The organism is Lachnoclostridium sp. An118, assembly GCF_002160985.1.
GTDB classification, from domain to species: Bacteria; Bacillota; Clostridia; order Lachnospirales; family Lachnospiraceae; genus Claveliimonas; species Claveliimonas stercoravium.
This window is the reverse complement of sequence record NZ_NFLQ01000002.1, coordinates 219516-242968: the sequence shown is the minus strand read 5'-3', so window position 1 is coordinate 242968 and position 23453 is coordinate 219516. Positions and strand designations below refer to the sequence as shown.

Genomic DNA, 23453 nt, shown 5'->3' with positions numbered 1-23453 from the left:
GAGATACCTCACTTCCGTTTTTTAATATCCAAGCCCAAAAAGCTTTTCAAGTGTCACAAGTACGCCGTCCTCCTCATTAGATGGACATACAAAATTTGATATTTCCGGATACTCTGCAGACGTCTATCACTGCATCAACCACGGACTTCGGCATATCTGCTGTAAAGACAAGCTCCTTCCCATCCTTTACAAACGCACCATTTTCAGCTACAAAAGAGAGCTCATCGCTATACCCAGGGAACAGGTCCCGCAGCTGATAATACTGGTTTCCACTCGCAACTACAAAGCGGCATCCTGCCTCCTTCATACGGGATAAAATGTGCTGAAACCGCGGGGCATCGTAAGTGTGATCCGAATGGACAAACGTGCCGTCCACATCAACGGCAACCATTTTTATATCATAGTTCATCGACAGACCTCTCCTTTACTATTTAAAACTGTTTTCTATCACTCCCGGAAGCAGCTCATAAATAGAACACTGTATTTTTTCCTCAAAATCTGATCTGATCTCCAAAATCTTCTTCCAGCGGTCAACCGTATAAGGATGTACTCCGTAGCGGATCGTCACATCCACAAACCGCTTCTCCAGGATACAGAACCCTGTCGGTAATGCCAATGCATCACATAACTGTACCAGCCGGTCATAATCATCGTACACGGCGTTATCGATAAACTTTTCCATAAACTGATAGTCTTCCCCGGAGACATCAAAGGTACCAATAGAGGAATGGATGTCCTGTATCATAAACGCATGGGAAATGCAGATCTGTGCCGCCTTATCCCATCCCCTCTCCATACAGTAGCGGTACCCGTCAATGAGATGCTTCTCCGAGCTCACCCCGGCATACCGTCCGATATCATGCAGCAGCCCGTAAATATAAGCCTTTTCAGCAGACAAATGGCTGCAGCGCTCCGCAATATTTTTACAGGCCTCCGCCACATACCGGGAGTGCTCCACCCATGGGCCTGGGTTAGATTTTTCCGCTTCCTGCAAGGCAGTTTCCGCTTTTGATCTGTTTAATTTCATCAAGTCATCCCTAAGAAAATTTACTTACAGTAAGCGTAACACATATATACGTTGGATGCAATGGAACACAAAAACCCCGGCAGAAAGCCATATAACCTCTGCCGGGGATCTGTCCCTGTCTGTTTTATTGACCTGTTTTATTTCACGATCAGTGATTTTCCTGTCATCTCTTTGGGCTGCTCCATACCCATCATCTCGATCAGCGTAGGAGCGATATCTGCCAGGCAGCCGCCCTCTCTCAGTTTGTAGGAAGGATCTGCGTTTACAAGGATAAAGGGCACCGGATTGGTTGTGTGAGCTGTGAAAGGCTCCCCTGTCTCCTCGTCAATGAGCTGCTCTGCATTTCCGTGGTCTGCGCAGATAAACATCTGTCCATCCACCTCTTTGATGGCCTCAACAGCTTTGCCAACGCACTCGTCCACAGCCTCGATGGCCTTGATGGCTGCGCTCTCCACGCCGGTGTGTCCCACCATATCCGGGTTTGCAAAGTTGATGATGATGACATCGTATTTTCCGGATCTGATGGCATCTGTCAGCTTGTCGCACACTTCGTAGGCGCTCATCTCCGGCTTCTGGTCGTAGGTAGCCACCTTTGGAGATTTCACAAGGATACGATCCTCACCCTCGTTGGGCTCCTCCACGCCGCCGTTGAAGAAGAATGTCACGTGGGCATACTTCTCTGTCTCAGCGATACGCGCCTGCTTCAGCCCGTTTGCTGCCAGGAACTGACCGAATGTATTGGTGATCTCCTCTTTCACAAAGGCGACCAGTTTGTTCTGTATGGTCACATCATAGTCTGTGAAGCACACGAATGTTGTCTTGACGCGCTCTCCTCTTTCAAATCCTGCAAACGCATCATCACAGAATGTTCTGGTGATCTCTCTTGCGCGGTCCGGGCGGAAGTTGAAGAAGATGATGGAGTCACCGTCTTTCACTGTAGCTGTGGGAGCGCCGTCCTTCATGATGACCGTGGGCAGTACGAACTCATCTGTCGTCTCCTTGTCATAGGATGTCTGGATGCCTGCCGGTCCGGACACAGCCTGCTCGCCCTCGCCGTACACAAGAGCTCTGTAAGCCTTCTCCACACGGTCCCAGCGGTTGTCGCGGTCCATGGCATAGTAGCGTCCCATGACAGTAGCCACCTCTCCTACGCCGATCTCCTGCATCTTTGCCACCAGTTCTTCCACGTACTCTTTACCGGACTCCGGCGGTGTGTCACGGCCGTCCAGGAAGCAGTGTACATAGACCTTCTCGATCCCCTGTCTCTTTGCCAGCTCCAGAAGTCCGTAGATGTGGGTATTGTGGCTGTGCACGCCACCGTCGGACACAAGTCCCATAAGATGAAGAGAAGAGCCGTTTTTCTTTACATTTTCGCAGGCTGCAAGGAGGGCTTTGTTCTCAAAGAAGTCGCCGTCCTGGATAGCCTTTGTGATCTTTGTCAGATCCTGGTATACAATGCGGCCGGCTCCCATGTTCAGATGTCCTACCTCTGAATTTCCCATCTGTCCCTCCGGAAGACCTACAGCCATGCCGCTGGCATTTCCATGTACAAACGGGCACTCAGCCATCAGCTTGTCCATGACAGGAGTCTTGCCCTCTGCCACCGCATTTCCTTCTTCCTTATCTCTTAAACCGTAACCGTCTAAAATCATAAGCACTGTTGGTTTTTTACTCATTTTCATTCTCCCTACTTTCCTGTTGGTTCATTTTATTACTTCTCATCCTGGTGCCGGATATGCTCCATCCAGCGGTATGCCAGGTCCGTCCAGCACTGGCACTCTCTCTGCACGCCGCTTCCGTCAGCTCTTCTGGAGAGCTCATCCGCAGCCCCGAGGCCGTGGACTCCCTCCTGGAAAATGTGAAGCTCTGTTTTCACATGACATCTGTGAAGGGCTCCTGCCATCAGAAGAGAATTCTCCACCGGCACTGTGGCGTCCGCAAAGGTGTGCCACAGAAAACAGGGCGGTGTCTCCTCTCCCACTCTGTCTTCCAGGGAAAGCTTCTCCTTCTCCGCCTCATACCGGTCGCCCAGCAGCGCGCGGAAACTTCCCTCGTGAGCCACTCCCTCCTTGGAGGAGATGACGGGATAACAGAGCAGAAGTCCGGCAGGCCTTAAATCCTCTGCCTTCACATGGAGCTTCTGCGCAAGAAACGGCTCCTGCCACATGGTCCCCAGGGTCCCGGCCAGGTGTCCGCCCGCGGAGCATCCCTGGACAAAGATCTGGTCTGTGTCCGCCTTCCACTTTTCCCCGTTCTCATGGATCAGTGCCATAGTCCTTCCAAGCTCAAGGAGAGCTGCCGGAAATACAGCCGGAGCTGTGGAGTAGCGCAGGATTGCCACATGATATCCCTTTCCCAGGAAATACATGGCAATGGGCTCTCCTTCCCGGAAGCTGGTCCTTTCATAACCTCCGCCCGGGCACAGGATCACAAATGGTCTCTTCTGTATCCAGAGTTTCTCCCCCGGCGTATCCAGAATATAGAAGACCACATGGGCGTCCGGAAGGGATCCTTCTTCTTGCAGTTTTACAGTTTCCAGTATCATTGTATTTTACCTCCCGAAACCCAAAATCCCGCAGGGCCTGCTGTTTCAAGTCCCCTGCGGGTGCTTTTTTATTCTTATTTGTAGTTTACGATCTTACCGAAATCGGCTTTCAGTGAAGCGCCGCCTACAAGTCCGCCGTCAATGTCTGCCTGTGCAAATAACTCAGCAGCATTGCCTGCGTTTACAGATCCGCCATACTGGATACGGATAGCCTCTGCTGTAGCCTCGTCGTAGATCTCAGCGATGCATGCGCGGATGCCTGCGCAGACTTCCTCAGCCTGCTCTGTTGTAGCTGTTTTTCCGGTTCCGATAGCCCAGATCGGCTCGTAAGCGATGACTGCTGTCTTTGCCTGATCTGCTGTCACGTTCTGGAAGCCAACCTTTACCTGCTGACGGATGAAGTCCATTGTCACGCCCTGCTCTCTCTGCTCCAGAGTCTCGCCGCAGCACATGATGGGTGTGATGCCGTGCTCGAAAGCTTTCAGCACCTTCTTGTTTACATCTTCGTTTGTCTCACCGAAGTAATCTCTTCTCTCAGAATGTCCGAGAACAACGTATTTCACGCCTGCATCTGTGAGCATGGCCGGGGAGATCTCTCCTGTGTAGGCTCCGCTCTCCTCAAAATACATGTTCTCAGCCCCAACCTGGATGTTTGTTCCCTTGCACGCCTCAACAACAGGGATGATGTCGATAGCCGGAACACAGAATACAACATCCGCATCTTCGGTAGCTACCAGCGGTTTCAGCTCCTCAACAAGCGCAACTGCCTCGCTGGGAGTTTTATTCATTTTCCAGTTTCCTGCAATAATCTTTCTTCTTGCCATTGTTATTTTCACTCTTTTCCTTATTTCTTTACATTTTTAGTGGGGGATGTTCACCTTACTAAGCTCCCCTTCGCCCTGGCGGGCTTGGCTCGCCAAGTGCGGTGAACTAAGTGCGCACTAGAATTCGTCCGGCGTCCTTCGGACTTGGACTCATTAAGTGGGGGGATGTTCACCTTACTAGGCTCTCCTTCACCCTGGCGGGCTTGGCTCGCTAAGTGCGGTGAACTAAGTGCGCACTAGAATTCGTCCGGCGTCCTCCGGACTTGGACTCATTAAGTGGGGGGATGTTCACCTTACTAAGCTCTCCTGCGCCCTGGCGGGCTTGGCTCGCTAAGTGCGGTGAACTAAGTGCGCACTAGAATTCGTCCGGCGTCCTTCGGACTTGGACTCATTAAGTGCTTACTTATCGTTAGCTGCGGCTACGCCCGGGAGCTCTTTGCCCTCAAGGAACTCAAGGGAAGCGCCGCCGCCTGTGGAGATGTGTGTCATCTTGTCGCCGTATCCAAGCTGGTTTACAGCTGCTGCAGAGTCGCCGCCGCCGATGATGGTCACGGCGTCTGTCTCAGCCAGTGCCTGCGCAACTGCCTCTGTGCCGTGTGCAAAGTTAGGCATCTCGAAGCATCCCATAGGTCCGTTCCACACAACAGTCTTTGCGTCTTTTACTGCATCGGCAAAGATCTTCTCTGTCTCAGGTCCGATGTCCATGCCTTCCCAGCCATCCGGGATCTCCCCTGTAGGAACGATCTTGATGTTGGCATCGTTGGAGAACTCATCTCCGATACGGTTGTCTACGGGAAGAAGAAGTTTTACGCCCTTCTCCTCAGCCTTTTTCAGCATGTTTGCCGCATACTCAAGATAGTCATCCTCACACAGGGAAATGCCGATCTTTCCACCCTGGGATTTTGCGAATGTGTAAGCCATACCTCCGCCGATGATGAGTGTGTCTACTTTATCGAGCAGGTTCTCGATAACAGAGATCTTGCTGGAAACCTTTGCTCCGCCAAGGATAGCCACGAAAGGTCTTGTCGGGTTGTTGACTGCGTTTCCGAGGAAGTCGATCTCTTTCTGCATCAGATATCCAACAACGGCTGTGTCCACATATTTTGTCACGCCTACGTTGGAGCAGTGTGCTCTGTGTGCTGTTCCGAAAGCATCGTTTACAAATACATCGCACAGGGAAGCCAGATCCTTGGAGAAAGCATCCTCGTTCTTTGTCTCCTCAGCTCTGTAGCGTGTATTCTCAAGAAGGATCACATCTCCGTCCTGCATAGCCTCCACAGCAGCCTTTGCGTTGGGGCCTACCACTTCCGGATCTGCCGCGAATTTTACTTCCTGGCCGAGAAGCTCAGAGAGACGTACGGCAACAGGTGCCAGAGAGAGCTCAGGTACAGGCTGTCCCTTCGGTTTTCCAAGGTGGGAGCAGAGGATGACCTTTCCTCCGTCTGCGATCAGCTTCTTGATGGTGGGAAGGGCTGCCACAAGACGGTTCTCGTCTGTGATCTTTCCGTCAATGAGGGGTACATTAAAGTCACATCTCACGAGGACTCTTTTTCCTTTTACATTAATATCGTCTACTGATTTTTTATTAAGCATGTCACTGCCTCCTTATAAATGTTTGACCGCGGTACGGCAAAATGCGTCTCCTGTTTTCCTTGCCGGAACCTGCGGTTTCATAAAAAAGGGCCCGGTCCAATCAGACCGGACCCTTTCGTGAGTCTTAATTACGCTAATTCTGCGAAGTATTTGATTGTTCTTACCATCTGGCTTGTGTATGAGTTCTCATTGTCATACCAGGAAACAACCTGAACTTCTGTTGTTCCGTTCTCAAGCGGAAGAACCATTGTCTGTGTAGCGTCGAACAGTGAGCCGTATCTCATACCAACGATATCGCTGGATACGATCTCATCTGTGTTGTATCCGAAGGACTCTGTGGAAGCAGCTTTCATTGCCTCGTTGATCTGGTCAACTGTCACATTACCCTCTACAACTGCTGTCAGGATCGTTGTGGAACCTGTCGGAGTAGGCACTCTCTGTGCAGCGCCGATGAGCTTGCCGTTCAGCTCAGGAATAACAAGGCCGATAGCCTTTGCAGCACCTGTGCTGTTAGGAACGATATTGCATGCAGCGGCACGAGATCTTCTCAGGTCGCCTTTTCTCTGCGGTCCGTCCAGAGTCATCTGATCTCCTGTGTAAGCGTGGATCGTGCACATGATACCGGATTTGATCGGTGCAAGATCGTTCAGAGCCTTTGCCATAGGTGCAAGGCAGTTTGTTGTACAGGAAGCAGCGGAGATAACTGTATCCTCTGCTTTCAGTGTCTCATGGTTTACATTATATACGATAGTCGGCAGATCGTTTCCGGCTGGTGCGGAAATAACAACCTTTCTAGCGCCTGCTTTGATGTGAGCAGAAGCTTTCTCTTTGGATGTATAGAAGCCTGTACACTCCAGAACAACATCTACACCGATCTCGCCCCAGGGAAGCTCCTCAGCGTTTGCTTTTGCGTAAATCTTGATCTCTTTTCCATCTACGATGATGGAATCCTCTGTAGCCTCTACCTTGTCAGCCAGAGCGTATTTGCCCTGAGAAGAATCATATTTTAACAGGTGAGCTAACATTTTCGGGCTTGTCAGGTCGTTGATCGCAACTACCTCATATCCCTCTGCTCCAAACATCTGTCTGAAAGCAAGACGTCCGATACGTCCAAATCCGTTGATTGCTACTTTTACTGCCATGATTACATTCCTCCTAAAGTCTATTTACTGTTTCACAGCTCTTGTCGTCCTTCAACTTTGTTAAAGAACTCTCAACCACTAACAATTGTACTAAATCTCATACAAAAATTCAAGAGGCTTTTCCAATTTTACGTAAGGAGTTTAAAAACCGGCTTTCTCTCTTTAAATTCGGCGTAATAGCGAAAACCGCAGGACTTAAGGATGTCGTCGGCTTTTCCGAACTCCCAGGCAATGTGCTCCGGTCTGTGCCCATCTGCTCCCACTGTGATGATCTCGCCTCCCAGTTCCCGGTAGCGGCGCAGGATGTCCGGGTGGGGATGGGCAAAGGGGAGGCCGTACTTCAGTCCTGCCATGTTCAGCTCGATGCCCTTCCCTCTCTGGATGACCGCCCGCAGGATGGCGTCGATCTCGTCGGCATATTTTCTGTAGGAATACTCTGCCGTTCCGTTTTTCCCGTACCGCACCACATAGTCAATATGCCCCAGCACGTCAAAATCCGGCGTGCTTTCTATGTCTGCCAGCATCTCCCGGAAGGCGCTCCTGTACACCTCCTCGTCTGTCCGTCCCTGGAAGACAGTCCCCAGGGCCGGGTCATCCCCGTCCACTACGTGGAGGGAACCGATGACAAAGTCGAAGGGATATCTCTTTGTGAACTCAGTAAAAAACCCGCCCAGATGGGGCTGCATGCCCAGCTCCACGCCGATGCGGATATCGATCCTGTCCCGGTACTCTTCCCGCAGGGGACGAAGCGTCTCGAAATAAGCGTCCGCGTCAAAAATGCTCTCATCCCCCCAGCCCATATAGTCCTTGTCATAGTGGTCCGTAAAGCAAATGACCTCCAGCCCTTTTGCGATGGCTCCCTCTATCATTTCCCTGGGCTCTGACTGGGAGTCGTGGGAAAATGATGTGTGCATATGTACGTCTGCCCTCATTGTTCCACCCTTCTTTCCTTTTTTGTCTTCTCTTCCTGCCCTGTCTGCCGGCTGTTTCCGCCTCAGGCCGGGCCGGGCTATGGCCTGCTGCCTGTGATAGTCCCTCCTCCAAGGACATACTCCCCGTCGTAGAGGACCACCGCCTGCCCCGGCGTGATGGCCCGCACAGGCTCGTCAAAGGTACACAGGATCTGGTCGTCCCCTGTCTTTTCCACCTGGCACCAGGCGCCCCTGTGATTGTACCGGATCTTGGCAAAAACCCGCCTGGGCTCCGGAAGGTCGGGGACAGACATAAAGTTGACGTGGTCCGCTGTCACGTATCTGGACATGGACTCCTCATCCGTGCCCACCACCACCTCGTTTGTGTCAGGGCGTATCTCCAGCACAAAGACCGGGCGCCCCAGGGCCAGCCCAAGCCCCTTTCTCTGCCCCACGGTATAGTGTATGATGCCTCTGTGCCTTCCCACCACCGTCCCGTCAGAGAGGACGAAGCTGCCCTCCGGGAACCTGTGGCCGATGGTCCTCTCGATAAAGGAGGCGTAGTCCCCGTCAGGCACAAAGCAGATGTCCTGGCTGTCCGGCTTGGACGCCACGGGAAGCTGCAGGTCCAGCGCCATCCGGCGTATCTCCTCCTTTGTGTAGCCCCCCACCGGCATCAGAGTCCTGGCGAGCTGCTCCTGGGTGAGATTGTATAGGGCGTAGGTCTGGTCCTTCCTGGCTGTGGCGGAGGTCCGCAGGGACCACCGGCCGCCCGGCAGCTGCTCCACCCGGGCGTAGTGGCCGGTGGCGATACAGTCCGCCCCGATATCCAGGCTTCTTTTTAAGAGGGACTCCCACTTCACATAGCGATTGCAGGCAATGCAGGGATTGGGAGTCCTGCCACAGGTATACTCGCCCACGAAATAATCGATGACGCTGCGGCGGAACTGGTCCTTGAAATTCATCACATAGTAGGGAATGCCCAGCCTTGAGGCCACCCTCCTGGCGTCGTCCACCGCGCTGAGACCGCAGCAGCCGCCGTTTTCTTCCTGCACAGTCTCCTCCTCGTCCTGCCATATCTGCATGGTCACGCCGATCACGTCATATCCTTGTTCTTTTAAGAGCCAGGCCGCCACGGAGGAATCCACTCCCCCGGACATGCCGACCACAACCTTCTTCTTTTCCATGCTCTTTGTCCTTCCGGATCAATATTCCTCTTCTTCCTCTTCCTCGCCCTCGTGGATGTCAGACTTGGGCTTTTCCAGCCCTTCGATCTTGATGCCGTTCTTCTCGGCGTAATCCCAGAGAGCCGCGTGGATGGCCTCCTCCGCCAGGAGAGAACAGTGGACCTTCACCGGCGGAAGGCCGTCCAGTGCCTCCATCACCGCCTTGTTGGTGACTTCCATGGCTTCCTGTATATTTTTTCCCTTCACCAGCTCTGTGGCCATGCTGCTGGTGGCCACCGCGGCCCCGCAGCCAAAGGTCTTGAATTTCACGTCCCGGATGATCTGGTCCTCGTCAATATCCAGATAGATCCGCATGATATCCCCGCACTTTGCATTTCCCACTGTGCCAACGCCGCTGGCGTTCTCTATCTCTCCCATGTTCCTGGGATGCTGAAAATGATCCATTACCTTCTCTGTGTACATTCTATCTTCCTCCTTGTCCGCCGCCTGTCGGGCGGCCTGTCCTTCTATATCTTTACTGATTGCTTTTCTTTACAAAATCCTCGTAGAGAGGGGACATCTCCCGCAGCCGGGCCACGATCTCCTTCAGGCTGTCCACCACGTAGTCGATATCCTCCCTTGTGGTCTCCTCGCCAAGCGTCAGCCGCAGGGAGCCGTGGGCGATCTCGTGGGGCAGGCCGATGGCCAGCAGCACGTGGGACGGGTCCAGGGAGCCCGAGGTACAGGCCGAACCGCTGGAGGCGCAGATGCCCTTCATGTCCAGCATGATGAGGAGAGACTCGCCCTCGATAAACCGGAAGCTGAAGTTGGCATTGTTCGGCAGCCTGTCCACCGGATCCCCGTTGAGACGGCAGTAGGGGATCTCCTCCAGCACCCGGCTGATGAGGTGGTCCCGGAGCCCGATCTCCTTTGCGGACCGCTCTGCCATGGTGGCCACGGCTCTCTCCACCGCCTTCCCGAGGCCGATAATGCCGGGCACATTCTCTGTTCCCGCCCGGCGCTTTCTCTCCTGGGCCCCGCCGTGGATGAAGGAGCGTATCTTCACGCCCTTGCGGATGTAGAGGAAGCCGATCCCCTTTGGGCCGTTCAGCTTGTGCCCGCTGGCGCTGAGCATGTCAACGCCAAGCTCGTCCACATTGATGGGCACCTGACCAAAGGCCTGCACCGCGTCTGTGTGGAACAGGACATTGTGCCTGCGGGCGATCTCCCCGATCTCCTTTATGGGCTCGATCGTCCCTATCTCATTGTTAGCAAACATGACGGAGATAAGGATGGTGTCCGGGCGGATGGCCGCCTCCACATCCTCCGGGCGCACAAGCCCCTTGTCGTCCACGTCCAGATAGGTCACCTCAAAACCTCTCCCCTCCAGGTAATCCCCTGTGTGGAGAATGGCGTGGTGCTCGATCTTTGTGGTAATGATGTGCTTTCCCCGGGAGGCGTAGGCCTCCGCCGTGGCCTTCAGGGCCCAGTTGTCGCTCTCTGTCCCCCCAGCCGTAAAATAGATCTCATTGCTCTTTGCCCCCAGCGCCCGGGCAATGACCTCCCTCTGCTCTGTCACCGCGTCCTTGTTCTTCGACGCGAAGCTGTAGACGCTGGACGGATTTCCATAACTTTCACTGAAATAGGGGAGCATGGCCTCCACTACCTCAGGGGCTGTCTTCGTTGTCGCCGCATTATCCAGATAAATCAGTCTGTCCATTTTTGTATCCTCCTTGTACGGTATCATCATTTATCGTATTCCGGGTCTATTTTCTGCTGCAGGCCTTTTCCCTGTCTTCCTCCTCGGGCCTGAGCTCCCTGCTCTTTTCCAGCAGGGCATCCAGCATGATCCCGTTGACCGTGTCGTTGATGCTGTCATTGATCTTCTTCCACACATACTTTGTGACGCAGCTGTCCGCCGCCTGGCATCCCTCGTCCGGATGGTAGGCCGCGCACTCGGCAGGCTCCAGCTTTCCCTCAAGGGCCCGGAGCACATCTCCCACAGATATCTGCCCGGCCGGGCGGGCCAGCACATATCCCCCCGCGGCTCCCCGGATGCTCTTTACGAGACCGGCCTTTTTCAGGAGAGCCATGAGCTGCTCCAGATACCCCTCGGAAATGTCTTCCCGGGCGGAAATGCTGCTGATGGAGACCGGCTCCTCCTCGCTGAACCTGGCCAGGTCCACAATAGCCCGGAGCCCGTATCGTCCTTTTGTGGACAGCTTCATTGTCATCACCCTCCTTTTTAATTCCTAGTATTTTACTCGGAATTTCTGTTAGTAGGATAGCACTGCCCCGCCTGTCTGTCAAGCATCTTTCTCTCATTTTTGCCCCGGAACGCCTGAATATACCTGCGTTTTCCTGAATATGCTGTAATAAAAATGTTCCGGAGCCTGCCATGATACAGAAAAATACCATCATAAAGGGGGCCTTTGTCCTGACCCTGGCCGGCGTCACCACCCGCTTTATGGGCTTCTTTTACCGTATTTTCCTGAGCCGCGCCTTTGGAGAGGAGAGCGTGGGCCTCTACCAGCTGGCCTTTCCCGTCTACGCCCTCTGCTTCTCCCTCTGCGCCGCCGGCATCGAGACAGCCATCGCCCGCAGCACCGCCGCAGGCCGCTCCCAGAGGGACGGGAGCCGCACAAGAGCCGGGCTGTACAGCGGCTTCAGCCTGTCTCTCCTGCTTGCCTTTGGCCTCATGCTCTTCATCCAGAAGGAGGCGGGCTCCATCGCCCTGCGCTTCCTGGGGGAGCCGCGGTGCGCGCCTCTCCTGGTGATCCTCTCCCTGGCTCTGCCCTTCTCCGTCATGCACAGCTGCATCTACGGCTACTACATCGGCCGGAAGCATACAAAAGTCCCCGCCCTGTCCCAGCTTTTGGAGCAGGCCGTTCGGGTGGGAGCGGTCACCCTTCTGTACTGGTTCTTCATGGAGCGCTCCATGGAGACAGGGATTGCCCTGGCCGCAGCCGGCATTGTGGCGGGCGAGGCGGCTGCCGCCCTCTACTGTCTCGGAAACCTGCGCCGGGCTGAAGACCTGTCCTCACAGAAACGCCTGCCCTTTGGGGCATACAAAAAGGGACTGCGGGAGATTCTCTCCCTGGCAGTCCCTCTCACCGGCAGCCGCGTGCTCCTCAATATCCTGCAGAGCGTGGAGGCCGTCTCCATCCCCGCAAGGCTGCAGTCCCACGGTCTTAGCGCCGGGGAGGCCCTGAGCACCTACGGCGTCCTGACGGGCATGGCCCTGCCCTGCGTCCTCTTCCCCTCCGCCCTGACAAATTCCATCGCCACCATGCTGCTGCCAGCCGTGGCGGAAATCCAGGTCTCCGGGGATATCCCGGCCATGAAGCGAGTCATCAAAAAGGTCTTTTTCTGCTGCTTTTCCCTGGGGCTCCTCTTCTGTCTGGCCCTTGTGGTGACGGGAAACTTCATAGGCAGGCTCCTGTTCCACAGTGCGGCTGCAGGGCATTTCATCATCACCCTGGCCTGGATGTGCCCCTTCCTCTACACAAACGGGTGCCTCCTTGGCATCCTGAACGGCCTGGGAAAGACAAATATTTCCTTCGCCGTGAATGTGACCGGACTCCTCCTCCGCATCGGCAGCGTGTTCCTCCTCATCCCCGTCATCGGGATCCAGGGATACCTGTGGGGACTGCTGGCCAGCCAGGCCGCCGTCTTCGCCCTCTGCCTGGCCTACCTGCGCTTTTTCTTCTTCACGCTGTAGCCGAAGCTGCCCCTCTTTTTCCCAAGCTCCAGGTACTCTCCATGGGAGTAGGCCACAAGCCCCGCATCGTTCAGGCGGAACCGCCCGGCCTCGTCCATGTAGGCTGTGTCCGCCTGCACAGCCTCCACCCGGGCCAGGAACATGTGGTGGCTTCCCAGTTCCTTCACCTCCGTCACCCTGCACTCAATGTTGACAGGAGACTCCTCTATGACCGGCGCAAAGGCAAGCCTGGATGCCTTTCCCGCCGTCAGATGCATCTCCTTCCATTTATCCGTGTCCCTGCCGGACCTGACGCCGCACCAGTCCGCCGCCCGGAGCAGCTTTTCCGTAGTCAGATTGATGACAAACTCCCCGCTGTCCCGGATGATGTCATAGCTGTACCTCTGAGGCCGGACAGAGATATAGACCATGGCCGGGTTGGTACACACCGTCCCCGTCCATGCCACTGTGATGATATTGGTCCTCCCCTCCTGGTCCCCGCAGCTTGCCATCACTGCCGGGAGCGGGTAGAGCATATTGCCCGGCTTCCATATTTCCTTCGCCATTACCGCTTCTCCTCCTTACTGCTGCAGTGCGCTCACCAGCGCCGGGATAAGCTGCTTCTTTCTGGACACAACGCCCCTCAGGACGACAGGGTCCATATCCTCCGGCAGCTCAAAGGCCTCCAGCACCGTCTCCCGGGCCCCCGCCCCGGAGCACAAAAGCTCCGTGGACTCGTGGAGGATGTGGGTGAGCATGAAGTAGACCATGTTCAGCTTGTGCTCCTCCCTGGCCTGGTCCAGGTAGGGCAGCAGCTTCTTTTTGATGTCCTCCAGCTCGTCGCTGCTCATGGAGTTGATCTGCCCTACGCCGAACACCGTATCCCCCACTGTGAACTGCTTGAAATCCTGGAAGCAGATTTCCTTCGCACTCTTGCCCTTCAGGTTGCTGCCCGCGTTGAACATCTCCGCGGCCAGGTCCTCCAGGACGATGCCCGCAATCCCTGCCAGCTTTTCCGCTGTCCTTTTATCCATCTCCGTGCAGGTGGGGGAGCGGAAAAGCAGGGTGTCCGAGATGATGGCCGCGCAGAGGAGGCCCGCCGTCACCGGCGGTATCTCCACCCCGTTCTCCTCGTACATCTGGGTGACGATGGTGGCCGTGCAGCCCACAGGCTGGTTGCGGAAGAACACAGGCCCCATGGTCTCAATGCTCCCTATCCTGTGGTGGTCGATGATCTCCAGGATGTCCGCCTCCTCGATGCCGTCCACAGCCTGGGACTTCTCATTGTGGTCCACCAGGATGACCTGCTTTTTCCTGGCGTCCAGGAAGCGCCGTCTGGAGATAAAGCCCCGGAAGTTTCCGTGCCGGTCCAGGATAGGAAAGTCCCGGAATTTCTTCTTCGTCATCTCCTCCTTGATGTTGTCCACATAGTCATCCATGTGGAACACGGTCAGAGGGCCCTTGCTCATGAAGTATTTTACCGGTATGCTCTGGTTGATGAGCCTCGCCGTGGTAAAGGTGTCGTGGGGCGTCCTGATGACCACGATGCTCTGCTCCTCCGCCTTCTGGACCAGCTCGTCTGAAATCTCCGCACCGTGGCAGACGACCAGACAGCTTGCGTTGATGTCCACGGCGCAGGCCTGGGACTCGTACCGGTTCCCCAGGATGACCAGGTCATCCTTCTCGATGAACTCCGCCATCATGTCCGTGGTGGACGCCCCCACGGCAACCTTGCCCTTCACAAAACAGCCGTGCTCGTTGCCCGTGACGATCTCGCCGTCCAGGGTGTGCACGATGTTCCTGTACTGGGTCCTGGCCTTTGCCAGGATGGTGTTGTCGTACACGTCCATGTAGGATTTCGCGATGTCGCCGGTGGAGATAAGCCCCACCAGCTCCCCGTCCTTCAGCACCGGAAGGGTCTTGACAGACTGGGATTTCATCAGCTCCCACGCCTCCTTGATGGACACGCCGGGGTCTACCCCTGTGATCTTGTGGATGTCCAGGTCTTTCACCTGGAGCTTTACGTCCTGGAGGAGCCTGGGGGCATCCACCTTGAACCTGCGCAGCACATACTGGGTCTCCTCGTTTATCTGGCCGGCCCTCTTTGCCACAAACTCCTTTCCGGTGATCTCCCGCTTCAGCCCGGCGTATGCTATGGCAGAGCAGATGGAATCCGTATCCGGATTTTTATGCCCTACAACGTAAACTTTTCTCATATCATCAACTCCCTGTTTCTATCTTTTGCCAAATGATCGCTCTGTAAAATAAGATTGCCATTTTTTCCACGCCCAGTCAACTAAAAATTCCTGCATACTTTGCTTTTTTCTTTGAACAATCTCCCCTTTTCATGATATACTGTTACTAGTATGTGGAAACACATAAATACGGTTATGAGAAAGGACTAACAAAATGAGCGAAGAATTATTACAAGAGGAAAACAGACCGGAAGAGACAATGGCAGACTACGAGGAGCATTTCGACGATGCCAATCCGTGGAACGTGGTACAGCGCTGCATGGAGAACAAGACCACACTTCCGGTGAAGGTAGAGGGGATCGTGAACGGAGGCGCCATCGCCATGGTGGAGGGCCTGCGCGGATTCATCCCTGCATCCAGGTTATCCTTATCCTATATCGAGGATCTGGAAACATATCTCTTAAAGGACATCGAGGTCCGGGTCATCGAAGTCAACCAGGCTGAGAACCGCCTTGTCCTGTCCGCAAGGGAGATCCTCCGGGAGAAGGAGAAAAAGGCCATGGAGGAAAAGATCGCCAGAGTGAAGGTGGGCAGCGTTGTGAAGGGAAAAGTGGAGAGCCTGCAGACATACGGCGCTTTCGTCCGTCTGGAGGACGGCCTCTCCGGCCTTGTACACGTGTCCCAGATCAGCAGGAAGCGTGTGAAATCCCCCAAGGATGTTCTCTCCGTTGGCGATGAGGTGACGGTAAAGATCATCGGCCTCAAGGACGGCAAGATCAGCCTCAGCATGAAGGCCCTGGAGGAGAGGGACGAGGAGGAAGACATCAAGGTGGAGATCCCCAAGTCCGAGAACATCGGCACAAGCCTGGGCGACCTGTTCAAGAACATCAAGCTGTAAAAATCCTGTCCTGTAAAGGATAACAAGGAGGGCGCTGCCCCATCGCGAAATCTGATGGGCGGCGCCCTCCTTCCGTCTGAAAAAACATTTGTCTTTTAACTTCCGGTTCATTTTTTCAGTCGGCAGTTTAACGACAGCTCTATTGTCCTGTAAAACCCGCTCTGCCATCATAAGGGCATAAACACACATGCCGGAAATCGCATTGCAGGAAAACCGGGAAAAGGACGCGGACTGTTTCGCGGATGTATACGAAGCCCTTACCCGCCGGTCCTGTCTTCCGGAGTGGATGCGCTACAATGCCCATTTGCACGATGTGGAAGACCACGGTGAGATTGTACCGGAACTGCTGTCCCATGCTCGTGGGGAAGAAAAAGCGGTTGATCACAAGGACGAGGAAGACAGCGCCCATCACATAGACCATCCTGAGCTCAATGGCCGTCTCCTCCCCCATGGCCAGGGTCACCATGGACAGGGCAAAGCAGGTCACACGGACCGCGTGCACGCAGGTCCCCGGCGTGGCAGTGTACATGCAGATGACCATGAGCGCCGCCAGGCCGAAATGCCCCTGCATCCCGGGCAGTACGGGAAAGAGCAGGCTCATGATGATGCAGCCTCCCGCTGTTCCCAGGAACCGGGTCAGCATCCGGTAGCGGCTGTCCTCGTACATGGGCCGCAGGAGCAGGAACGCGTTGAGGGGCAGCCAGTAGGCGTGGTCAGCACCGCTAATGTGTACAAAGAGAAAGCTGATGGTCAGCACCGCGCTCATGCGCAGGGCAAAACGAGTCTCAAAGCCGTCCGGCCGCATCTGGTACAGCAGCTTTCCCAAAGGCCGCTGGTGCCTTGGCATGGGCCAGGACGCCCCCGCCTCGTCCCTCTCCCCCTCGTCAAATTTCCTGAGAAGGATGAGGAATGGGTGGAGAAAATTCCTGACGGAGATATGGAGCTCGTCCTCCCCTTCTCCCGCCTCCCCAAGGAGCTCATCTCCTCTCTCCTCAAGCGCTGTCCTCGCCGCCTTTTCCCAGAAAGGCGTGTCCGCCAGGATAGCCAGTCCCTCCTGCTCCCTTCTGTAGCTCTTTTCCTGGGGATATCGGCGCTGGTACAGCTTCACCAGCAGGAAAAAGCAGGCCAGGGAGTACAGCATAGCCCCTGTCTGCACAAAAAAACCCGCCAGGTCCACCGGCAGGAGCTGAAGAAAGGTAAAGGTCATGAGCCCGGAAAAATACCCCATCTTGTTAAACCGGGTGGCCTTCAGGAACACAAGGGCAAAGGGCACGATAAGGTTCAGCCCCACAGAAAGAGGAAAGGACCAGGTGGCGATCCACGCCAGCAGGCCAAGGCCCAGCTGGGCTGCCGCCGCCCGGACAAGGCTGGCCCAGGATTTTCTCTTCCTGTAGTTTGTCTGGAAGAGCACAGTGACAAGGGACACCACCATGATGTACTGTGTCCCGAATAAAGCCGGGACCGTACAGAACAAAAACAGGTAAAAGCAGATCACAGGGAGGGCGCCAAGGAAGCTTTTCCAGACGATACGTGCCTGGCTTTCCAGACGCTCTCTCATCATTTCTTCCTCTCCAGAAGGCAGAGAGGAACACCGATCTTAAAGAGAAGGGACAAAAACAGGAGCATTGCTGTGCAGGCGTCCGCGGCGGCCCGGCCGCCCCGGGTCTTCCCGATCTGCTCCCGCAGCTGCCCGACCCTGTCTCCCAGCGTATCCTTCCTCTTCCCGGCCGTCTCCAGGACGACCTTGAGGAGGGCAAAGAGCTGGACTGCCAGGAAGACCCCTGCCAGCGTATCCTTCACTCTGCTTCCCGTTCCTCTTACGACTGCCCATCCGCCCGCTGCCACAGACATGAAGGTGGCAATATGGTGCAGGCAGACGACAGCCTTCACTTCTCTCTTTGTTTTCATGCTCCAACATCCTCCTGTGATCATATATATGCGCCTGTTTTCTCTTTTATGACAGGATTTCCCATTTTTTCAAAAGTTCTTCCAGTATCTGGGCCGCGTCCTCCACGCAGGCCATGCAGCAGGGAAGAGGCTGGGGACCGTCCTGGGTCTTCAGGTCCCGGCAGTACAGGGACCCTCTCCTCGCTTTGAATATCTCTGCCGCCTCCTGGAATTTGGCGTATGTATCCAGCTTGGTCCGGGTGGGGTCCTCCATGTCCCCGGCGCTGTTTGCCAGGCTGATGATGAGGAACATCCCCATGACCGCCCCGCAGGTGTCCTTCAGCCCGCCTATGCCGGACCCGAACCCCTCTGTCATGCGGAACATGTCCTCCTGGCTCACCCCGTATTTTTCACAGACTGTACAGGCCACGGACTGACAGCAGTTATAGATCTTATTAAAGTTTTCAGCCGCTTTCTCCTTAAGCCTCAGCTCCTCCATTGTCTCTTTCTCCTTCCCCTTCTGTCTTCGCCGTCTCCTCCGGCTGTTTTGCATGTTCCTCCGCCCGCTCCGGGTGCAGGAAACGGGCTGCATCCTCCACAAACATCAGGCGGTTCCCGTACTTCTCCACATAGGCAAAGGCCGCCCGGGCTCCTGCTTCATTCCCGCAGTCCCGCTCCAGCACCGCCTGCTGCCATGCCCTGCCTACCTTTGACCAGAGCTGCTGGCTTTCCGCTCCGGACAGGTGGAACCACTCATGATAGAAGCGCCAGGCGGATTCATAGTCTTTGTTCGCCCTGGCCCGCTTCAGATTGTTCATAACGCAGAGGAGCTGCATGTTTTTTGTGTCCTGCTTGCCGCTTATCCTCCGCTGGAACTCGTTTTCCAGCTCTCTCACCTTGTCCCCCATGCCAAAGCGGAAGCAGAGGCCGCTCTTTAGGACATAATAATTCAGCCGGTTTGTCTTCTTAAAGGATGAGGGGTCCGTGTGCATGATGGTGTCCATGGCCTGCTGGAAATTTCCCTGGTAATACTGGGCAATGGCCAGGTTCAGCCGTTTCAGGTTCTCATTTCCCATGAAGCCCATATGGTAGACGCAGGCCTCAAAGAGGAAGGGGTCGCACTCCTTCTGGAGCGCCCCGTAGACCCAGGTGCTCCCGGTCTTTGCCACAACGGCCAGGACAAAGAGCACCACAAAGTGAAGGACGATCACGCACAGCTGGGTCATGCCCCTCCCGTAGGGCCGCATCCAGGCCTGCATGGGGAACACCCCGAATATCATATAGAGGAGATGGATGACCACCAGGGCGTAGGCGGTCCATCCCAGCCACTGCCTGAGGCGGCAGCGCCGTATTCTCCTGTCAACCTCCCTCTGGTCCACTGCTGTCATTTGCTCTACTGTCATTATACCACTTCTCCTTTCGCCTCTTTTTCCAGGTCACGTATCCACACGTCCACGCAGGCGTCGCTTGGCATCCGCCAGTCCCCTCTGGGCGACAGCGCCACCGTCCCCACCTTGGGGCCGTCCGGAAGGCAGGATCTCTTGAACTGCTGGCCAAAAAACCGCCAGCAGAAGGTGCGCAGCCATCTGTAGATGGTCTCCTCGTCGTACTCGCCCGCAAAGGCCGCCTTTGCGATGCGGTAGATCTTGGAGGGCTCGTACCCGAAGCGGAGGAAATAGTACAGGTAAAAGTCGTGGAGCTCGTAGGGGCCTACCAGGTCCTCCGTCTTCTGGGCGATCTGTCCGTCCTTTGGAGGAAGGAGCTCCGGGCTCACCGGCGTGTCCAGCACGTCATAGAGCACCTCCTGCAGCTCCTGGTCCTTCTCCGTGTCCGCGCAGTAGCGCACCAGATGCCGCACCAGCGTCTTCGGCACAGAGGCGTTGACTCCGTACATGGACATGTGGTCCCCGTTGTAGGTGGCCCATCCGAGAGCCAGCTCGGACATGTCACCTGTACCCACCACGAGCCCGCCTGTCTGGTTGGAGATGTCCATGAGCACCTGGGTCCGCTCCCTGGCCTGGGCATTCTCGTAGGTGACGCTGTGGTCCTCCATATCGTGGCCGATATCCCGGAAATGGCTGGCAACCGAGTCGGCGATCCGCACCTCACGGAGCTGGGCCCCCAGCTTCAGCGCCATCTGGCAGGCATTATTGTAGGTCCGGTCCGTAGTGCCAAAGCAGGGCATAGTCACCGCGATGATCTGTCCCCGGTCCATCCCCAGCATGTCAAAGGCTCGGGCCGTCACAAGGAGGGCCAGAGTGGAGTCCAGGCCCCCGGAGATGCCCACCACCGCGGTCTTTGCCCGGGTGTGGGCCAGCCGTTTCTTCAGCCCCATGGCCTGGATGGTGAGTATCTCCTCACATCTTCTGTCCCTCTCCTCCTTGGCGTCCGGCACAAAGGGGCGGGAGGGAAACTTCCTTGAAAGCCGTGTCCGGGTCAGCTCCACATGGAAGGGGACCCTCGGGAGGCGGCGGTCCCGGGCAGTCTTGAAGGTAGTGTTCTTCCTCCGCTCGCTTATCAGCCGCTTCACATCGACCTGGGCATAGATGACACCGTTTTGGAACCTCTCTCCCTCCGCCAGGGTAGTTCCGTTCTCAGAGATGATGTTGTGGCCGCCAAAGACAAGGTCTGTGGTGGACTCTCCCTCCCCCGCATTGGCATAAATGTAGGCCGCAAGGAGCCGGGCCGACTGTCCTTCGATGAGGCTCTTCCTGTAGGCCGCCTTGCCGATGGTCTCATCGCTGGCAGAGCAGTTGACGATGACCGTGGCACCCTCTCTGGCCGCGTCGATGCTGGGCGGCACAGGGGACCAGACGTCCTCACAGATTTCCGCGGACACCACCAGGTCCGGCATGGCGTCCGCCTCAAAGAGGATCCGGGGCCCAAAGAGGACCCTCTCCCCCTCAAACGGGATGTACCGCACGTCCTCCGGTCCCTCCCGGAACTGGCGCATCTCGTAGAATTCCCCGTAGTTGGGCAGGAAGCTCTTGGTGGTAAATCCCAGGATCTTCCCCCTGTTCAGGGCCGCCGCCACGTTGTAGAGCTCTCCCTCCACCGCCAGGGGCATGCCCACAAAGATAAGAGCGTCCTTCTCCTTTGTAGCTGCCGCCACCTCGCAGATGGCCCTCCTTACTTCACCAAGGAGCACATCCTGGGTAAAGAGGTCACCGCAGGTGTAGCCGGTGAGGGCAAGCTCGGGGAACGCCACGATCTTGGCTTCCTCCGACGCCGTCTCCTCGATGAGCCGGCATATCTGCTCTTTATTGTACGCCACATCCGCCACCCGGATGTCGGGGGTGGCTGCCGCCACCTTTACAAAACCATGTCTCAAGGTCCACACTCCTCTCTATTTTCTGCTTCTCTCCAGTATGCTCTTCAGCTCTTCCACTGAATAGGTATAGGCGGTATTACAGAAATGACACTTCACTTCAATGTCCTTTCCCTCGCCTATCATCTCCCGGATATCCTTCTCCCCGATGCTGGCCACGGCCCGCTCCACCCTCTCTTTGGAGCAGTTGCAGTAAAACCGGGCGGGCATGGTGTCCGTGATCTCCAGGTCCAGCCCCTCTGTGAGCTCCTCAAGGAGCCGCTGGGGCGTGTATCCCTCCTCCAGGAGCTTTGTCACAGAGGTGATCTTTCCCACATTCTCCTCCAGGCGGCTGATCACCCGCTCCTCGGCAAAGGGCATGAGCTGCACGATGAATCCGCCCGCACACTTTACCGTGTTGTCCTTTTCCATGAGCACGCCCAGCCCCACAGAGGATGGCACCTGCTCTGAATTGGCAAAATAGTAGGTCAGGTCCTCCGCAATCTCGCTTGTCACAAGGATGGTCTGTCCCGAGTAGGGCTCTTTAAGGCCCATGTCCTTGATGACCGTGAGAAGGCCGATCCCCACGGCTCCTCCCACATCCAGCTTCCCGTTCTTCGGGGGGAGCATCACATCCGGGTCCTGCACGTAGCCCTTCACATTCCCCTGGCTGTCCGCCGTCACCGTGATGCCTCCCAGGGGGCCGTCCCCGCTTATCTGGAGAGTCAGCACGTCGGTGTCGTTCTTCATCATGCTCCCCATCATGACGCCCGCTGTCAGAAGGCGCCCTAAGGCCGCCGTGGCCACCGGACTGGTGCCATGGCGCCCCCTTGCCTCCTCCACAAGCCCCCTTGTAGTGGCCGCAAAGGCTCTGATCTGTCCTCCCGCGGCGGTCGCCCTTACAATATAGTCTGTCTTCTGTGTCATCTATCTTTTTGATCCTTTCTCTTTTTTTGACTCATGTACCATTCTAATATTTTTTCCCATACTTGACAAGGGAGCGCGGATTATTTTCCGCACTCCCTCGCCATGATGGTTATCCTCTCGCTCCCAGGCCCTGCCTCCCTGTCTGTATAGCCTTCCCGGGCTGACAGGAAAGTCAGGCCGCCCCTTTCCAGCAGCTCCTTCATCTCCTCCAGGGTGTAGGCCCTCTGGAAATGCTGCTCCTTGTATTTCCGGTAGAGGTCCCCCTCCTCCCGGATAAAAAGAGTCAGCTCGTAGGAGTTGATCCGCTCCTCCTCATCGTAATAGTTGTCCCAGATGAAGCTGCACTCATCCCTGTCCTCAGCGATGGTCTGCTCTCCCAGCACCTCCCTGTACTTGTACTCCGTGTTGAAGTCAAAGAGGAAGATGCCTCCCGGATCCAGGTAGTTGTTCACCAGCCGGAACACCTCCAGCAGCTCCTCCGGGTCCGTGATATAGTTGAGGCAGTCGCAGGCGCTGACCACCGCCCTGACGGTGCCGTAGAGCTCAAACTCCCTCATGTCCTGCAGGAGGTAGAGGATGTCGCGGCCGCTTTTTTCCTTCTTCTCAAAAGCCTGCTCCAGCATCTCCGGGGAGCTGTCCACTCCGATCATATCGTACCCGGCGTCCGCCAGCTCCTCTGTCATGCTGCCTGTCCCGCATCCCAGGTCCAGGACAAGGCCCTCCTCTATCCCCTGCTGTCTCAGCTTTTCCTCTATGTAGCCGGCCCACTCCCGGTAGGGCACATTGTCCATGAAGGTGTCATAGACCTCCGAAAAACTGCCGTATGCCTCAGCCACCTATTTCATCCTCTCCACGCGCTGCTGGATCGTCCTGTTGAAATTCTCGATCTTTCTCGCGTAGGGCTCGGACATGTATCTGGAATTGAGCATAAAGTCCGCAGTGGCCAGGTTATTGGCTATGGGGATATCATAGACCACGGCGATGCGCAGGAGCGCCTTCACATCCGGGTCATGGGGCTGCGCCTCCAGCGGGTCCCACAGAAAGATCATAAAATCGATCTGCCCTTCCACGATCTTGGCTCCTATCTGCTGGTCCCCTCCCAGAGGTCCGCTGCAGAACCCTTTCACCGGCAGTCCCGTCTTCTCCGCTATGAGCTTGGCCGTAGTCCCTGTCCCGCAGAGAAAATGGCCCTTCAGTATCTCTTTATTCCTGTCGCACCAGTCCACCAGCTCCTGCTTTTTCCCATCGTGGGCTACCAGCGCGATGTGCTTTGTCTTCCCGATCTCAAGTGTGACAAATTCTTCATCCAACATTTCGTGACCCTCCTTGCA

General features: G+C 55.9%; 24 protein-coding genes. 2 read left to right on the top strand and 22 right to left on the bottom strand.

The window, feature by feature from the left end:
- Positions 1-76: 76 nt before the first annotated feature.
- The 12 genes from B5E62_RS02865 to B5E62_RS02810 all read right to left on the bottom strand — a co-directional run bounded on the left by B5E62_RS02865 (position 77) and on the right by B5E62_RS02810 (position 11436).
- A complete protein-coding gene (locus B5E62_RS02865) occupies positions 77-409 on the bottom strand; it encodes an HAD hydrolase family protein (protein ID WP_242957694.1) in 333 nt (110 codons plus the stop codon).
- 18 nt (positions 410-427) lie between these two features.
- Positions 428-1027, bottom strand: a complete 600-nt coding sequence (locus tag B5E62_RS02860; RefSeq protein WP_087173226.1) for an HD domain-containing protein — start codon at positions 1025-1027, stop codon at positions 428-430.
- A gap of 137 nt (positions 1028-1164) precedes the next feature.
- Positions 1165-2703 carry a 2,3-bisphosphoglycerate-independent phosphoglycerate mutase gene (gpmI, locus tag B5E62_RS02855; RefSeq protein WP_087173266.1) on the bottom strand — a complete coding sequence of 513 codons (1539 nt, stop codon included), beginning with the start codon at positions 2701-2703 and terminating at the stop codon, positions 1165-1167.
- 35 nt (positions 2704-2738) lie between these two features.
- Positions 2739-3572 carry an alpha/beta hydrolase gene (locus tag B5E62_RS02850; RefSeq protein WP_087173225.1) on the bottom strand — a complete coding sequence of 278 codons (834 nt, stop codon included), beginning with the start codon at positions 3570-3572 and terminating at the stop codon, positions 2739-2741.
- Between the two features lie 74 nt (positions 3573-3646).
- On the bottom strand, positions 3647-4396 hold the full coding sequence (gene tpiA / locus B5E62_RS02845) for a triose-phosphate isomerase (RefSeq protein ID WP_033124586.1): 750 nt from the start codon (positions 4394-4396) through the stop codon (positions 3647-3649).
- Between the two features lie 399 nt (positions 4397-4795).
- On the bottom strand, positions 4796-5989 hold the full coding sequence (locus B5E62_RS02840; RefSeq protein ID WP_076777276.1) for a phosphoglycerate kinase: 1194 nt from the start codon (positions 5987-5989) through the stop codon (positions 4796-4798).
- Between the two features lie 128 nt (positions 5990-6117).
- Positions 6118-7131 (bottom strand): type I glyceraldehyde-3-phosphate dehydrogenase, encoded by a 1014-nt coding sequence (gene gap / locus B5E62_RS02835; protein ID WP_076777275.1) that lies wholly within the window; start codon positions 7129-7131, stop codon positions 6118-6120.
- 128 nt (positions 7132-7259) lie between these two features.
- Positions 7260-8063 carry a histidinol-phosphatase HisJ family protein gene (locus tag B5E62_RS02830; protein ID WP_087173224.1) on the bottom strand — a complete coding sequence of 268 codons (804 nt, stop codon included), beginning with the start codon at positions 8061-8063 and terminating at the stop codon, positions 7260-7262.
- Between the two features lie 77 nt (positions 8064-8140).
- Entirely contained in the window at positions 8141-9229 is a 1089-nt protein-coding gene (gene mnmA / locus B5E62_RS02825; protein WP_087173223.1) for a tRNA 2-thiouridine(34) synthase MnmA, read from the bottom strand.
- Between the two features lie 18 nt (positions 9230-9247).
- A complete protein-coding gene (gene nifU / locus B5E62_RS02820) occupies positions 9248-9691 on the bottom strand; it encodes a Fe-S cluster assembly scaffold protein NifU (protein WP_087173222.1) in 444 nt (147 codons plus the stop codon).
- Between the two features lie 52 nt (positions 9692-9743).
- A complete protein-coding gene (nifS, locus tag B5E62_RS02815; protein WP_087173221.1) occupies positions 9744-10928 on the bottom strand; it encodes a cysteine desulfurase NifS in 1185 nt (394 codons plus the stop codon).
- A gap of 46 nt (positions 10929-10974) precedes the next feature.
- Positions 10975-11436, bottom strand: a complete 462-nt coding sequence (locus B5E62_RS02810; RefSeq protein WP_087173220.1) for an RrF2 family transcriptional regulator — start codon at positions 11434-11436, stop codon at positions 10975-10977.
- Positions 11437-11606: 170 nt separating this feature from the next.
- Between B5E62_RS02810 and B5E62_RS02805 the strand changes: the two genes are divergently transcribed.
- Positions 11607-12929, top strand: a complete 1323-nt coding sequence (locus tag B5E62_RS02805; RefSeq protein ID WP_087173219.1) for a polysaccharide biosynthesis protein — start codon at positions 11607-11609, stop codon at positions 12927-12929.
- Here B5E62_RS02805 and B5E62_RS02800 read toward each other — a convergent pair.
- Both B5E62_RS02800 and B5E62_RS02795 read right to left on the bottom strand, forming a co-directional pair.
- The gene (locus tag B5E62_RS02800; RefSeq protein ID WP_087173218.1) at positions 12899-13474 is read right to left on the bottom strand and encodes a flavin reductase family protein; all 576 of its coding nucleotides are present in this window, start codon (positions 13472-13474) and stop codon (positions 12899-12901) included. The genes B5E62_RS02805 and B5E62_RS02800 overlap by 31 nt on opposite strands.
- Before the next feature lie 15 nt (positions 13475-13489).
- Complete coding sequence (locus tag B5E62_RS02795; protein ID WP_087173217.1) at positions 13490-15124, bottom strand: putative manganese-dependent inorganic diphosphatase; 1635 nt, start codon at positions 15122-15124, stop codon at positions 13490-13492.
- 193 nt (positions 15125-15317) lie between these two features.
- Here B5E62_RS02795 and B5E62_RS02790 point away from each other — a divergent pair, with 193 nt between their 5' ends.
- Positions 15318-16001, top strand: a complete 684-nt coding sequence (locus tag B5E62_RS02790; protein ID WP_087173216.1) for a S1 RNA-binding domain-containing protein — start codon at positions 15318-15320, stop codon at positions 15999-16001.
- 139 nt (positions 16002-16140) lie between these two features.
- Here B5E62_RS02790 and B5E62_RS02785 read toward each other — a convergent pair whose 3' ends face one another.
- From B5E62_RS02785 to B5E62_RS02750, 8 genes are all read right to left on the bottom strand, one after another.
- Entirely contained in the window at positions 16141-17562 is a 1422-nt protein-coding gene (locus B5E62_RS02785; RefSeq protein ID WP_087173215.1) for an FUSC family protein, read from the bottom strand.
- A complete protein-coding gene (locus tag B5E62_RS02780; protein ID WP_087173214.1) occupies positions 17559-17909 on the bottom strand; it encodes a hypothetical protein in 351 nt (116 codons plus the stop codon). The genes B5E62_RS02785 and B5E62_RS02780 overlap by 4 nt, the downstream gene beginning before the upstream one ends.
- Positions 17910-17955: 46 nt before the next feature.
- Positions 17956-18387: a C-GCAxxG-C-C family protein gene (locus B5E62_RS02775; RefSeq protein ID WP_087173213.1), complete on the bottom strand. Its 432-nt coding sequence runs from the start codon at positions 18385-18387 to the stop codon at positions 17956-17958.
- Positions 18368-19291, bottom strand: a complete 924-nt coding sequence (locus B5E62_RS02770) for a hypothetical protein (RefSeq protein ID WP_087173212.1) — start codon at positions 19289-19291, stop codon at positions 18368-18370. The genes B5E62_RS02775 and B5E62_RS02770 overlap by 20 nt, the downstream gene beginning before the upstream one ends.
- A complete protein-coding gene (locus tag B5E62_RS02765) occupies positions 19291-21219 on the bottom strand; it encodes an NAD(+) synthase (protein ID WP_087173211.1) in 1929 nt (642 codons plus the stop codon). Before B5E62_RS02765 ends, B5E62_RS02770 begins: the two co-directional genes overlap by 1 nt.
- A 15-nt stretch (positions 21220-21234) precedes the next feature.
- A complete protein-coding gene (gene hslO, locus B5E62_RS02760; protein ID WP_087173210.1) occupies positions 21235-22122 on the bottom strand; it encodes an Hsp33 family molecular chaperone HslO in 888 nt (295 codons plus the stop codon).
- An 80-nt stretch (positions 22123-22202) separates the two neighbouring features.
- Positions 22203-22913: a class I SAM-dependent DNA methyltransferase gene (locus B5E62_RS02755; RefSeq protein ID WP_087173265.1), complete on the bottom strand. Its 711-nt coding sequence runs from the start codon at positions 22911-22913 to the stop codon at positions 22203-22205.
- A 45-nt stretch (positions 22914-22958) separates the two neighbouring features.
- Positions 22959-23435 (bottom strand): methylglyoxal synthase, encoded by a 477-nt coding sequence (locus B5E62_RS02750; protein WP_087173209.1) that lies wholly within the window; start codon positions 23433-23435, stop codon positions 22959-22961.
- Positions 23436-23453: the final 18 nt, after the last annotated feature.

Excerpts from the sequence above, each read along its gene's own strand:
- B5E62_RS02795 (WP_087173217.1), bottom strand. The coding sequence starts at position 15,124 with ATGAGAAAAGTTTACGTTGTAGGGCATAAAAATCCGGATACGGATTCC.
- B5E62_RS02785 (WP_087173215.1), bottom strand. The coding sequence starts at position 17,562 with ATGATGAGAGAGCGTCTGGAAAGCCAGGCACGTATCGTCTGGAAAAGC.
- B5E62_RS02810 (WP_087173220.1), bottom strand. The coding sequence starts at position 11,436 with ATGAAGCTGTCCACAAAAGGACGATACGGGCTCCGGGCTATTGTGGAC.
- B5E62_RS02780 (WP_087173214.1), bottom strand. The coding sequence starts at position 17,909 with ATGAAAACAAAGAGAGAAGTGAAGGCTGTCGTCTGCCTGCACCATATT.
- B5E62_RS02800 (WP_087173218.1), bottom strand. The coding sequence starts at position 13,474 with ATGGCGAAGGAAATATGGAAGCCGGGCAATATGCTCTACCCGCTCCCG.
- B5E62_RS02805 (WP_087173219.1), top strand. The coding sequence starts at position 11,607 with ATGATACAGAAAAATACCATCATAAAGGGGGCCTTTGTCCTGACCCTG.
- nifS (WP_087173221.1), bottom strand. The coding sequence starts at position 10,928 with ATGGACAGACTGATTTATCTGGATAATGCGGCGACAACGAAGACAGCC.
- nifU (WP_087173222.1), bottom strand. The coding sequence starts at position 9,691 with ATGTACACAGAGAAGGTAATGGATCATTTTCAGCATCCCAGGAACATG.
- B5E62_RS02840 (WP_076777276.1), bottom strand. The coding sequence starts at position 5,989 with ATGCTTAATAAAAAATCAGTAGACGATATTAATGTAAAAGGAAAAAGA.
- B5E62_RS02750 (WP_087173209.1), bottom strand. The coding sequence starts at position 23,435 with ATGTTGGATGAAGAATTTGTCACACTTGAGATCGGGAAGACAAAGCAC.
- B5E62_RS02770 (WP_087173212.1), bottom strand. The coding sequence starts at position 19,291 with ATGACAGTAGAGCAAATGACAGCAGTGGACCAGAGGGAGGTTGACAGG.
- B5E62_RS02860 (WP_087173226.1), bottom strand. The coding sequence starts at position 1,027 with ATGAAATTAAACAGATCAAAAGCGGAAACTGCCTTGCAGGAAGCGGAA.
- gap (WP_076777275.1), bottom strand. The coding sequence starts at position 7,131 with ATGGCAGTAAAAGTAGCAATCAACGGATTTGGACGTATCGGACGTCTT.
- B5E62_RS02790 (WP_087173216.1), top strand. The coding sequence starts at position 15,318 with ATGAGCGAAGAATTATTACAAGAGGAAAACAGACCGGAAGAGACAATG.
- tpiA (WP_033124586.1), bottom strand. The coding sequence starts at position 4,396 with ATGGCAAGAAGAAAGATTATTGCAGGAAACTGGAAAATGAATAAAACT.
- B5E62_RS02830 (WP_087173224.1), bottom strand. The coding sequence starts at position 8,063 with ATGAGGGCAGACGTACATATGCACACATCATTTTCCCACGACTCCCAG.
- gpmI (WP_087173266.1), bottom strand. The coding sequence starts at position 2,703 with ATGAGTAAAAAACCAACAGTGCTTATGATTTTAGACGGTTACGGTTTA.
- mnmA (WP_087173223.1), bottom strand. The coding sequence starts at position 9,229 with ATGGAAAAGAAGAAGGTTGTGGTCGGCATGTCCGGGGGAGTGGATTCC.
- B5E62_RS02850 (WP_087173225.1), bottom strand. The coding sequence starts at position 3,572 with ATGATACTGGAAACTGTAAAACTGCAAGAAGAAGGATCCCTTCCGGAC.
- B5E62_RS02755 (WP_087173265.1), bottom strand. The coding sequence starts at position 22,913 with ATGGACAATGTGCCCTACCGGGAGTGGGCCGGCTACATAGAGGAAAAG.
- hslO (WP_087173210.1), bottom strand. The coding sequence starts at position 22,122 with ATGACACAGAAGACAGACTATATTGTAAGGGCGACCGCCGCGGGAGGA.
- B5E62_RS02865 (WP_242957694.1), bottom strand. The coding sequence starts at position 409 with ATGAACTATGATATAAAAATGGTTGCCGTTGATGTGGACGGCACGTTT.
- B5E62_RS02775 (WP_087173213.1), bottom strand. The coding sequence starts at position 18,387 with ATGGAGGAGCTGAGGCTTAAGGAGAAAGCGGCTGAAAACTTTAATAAG.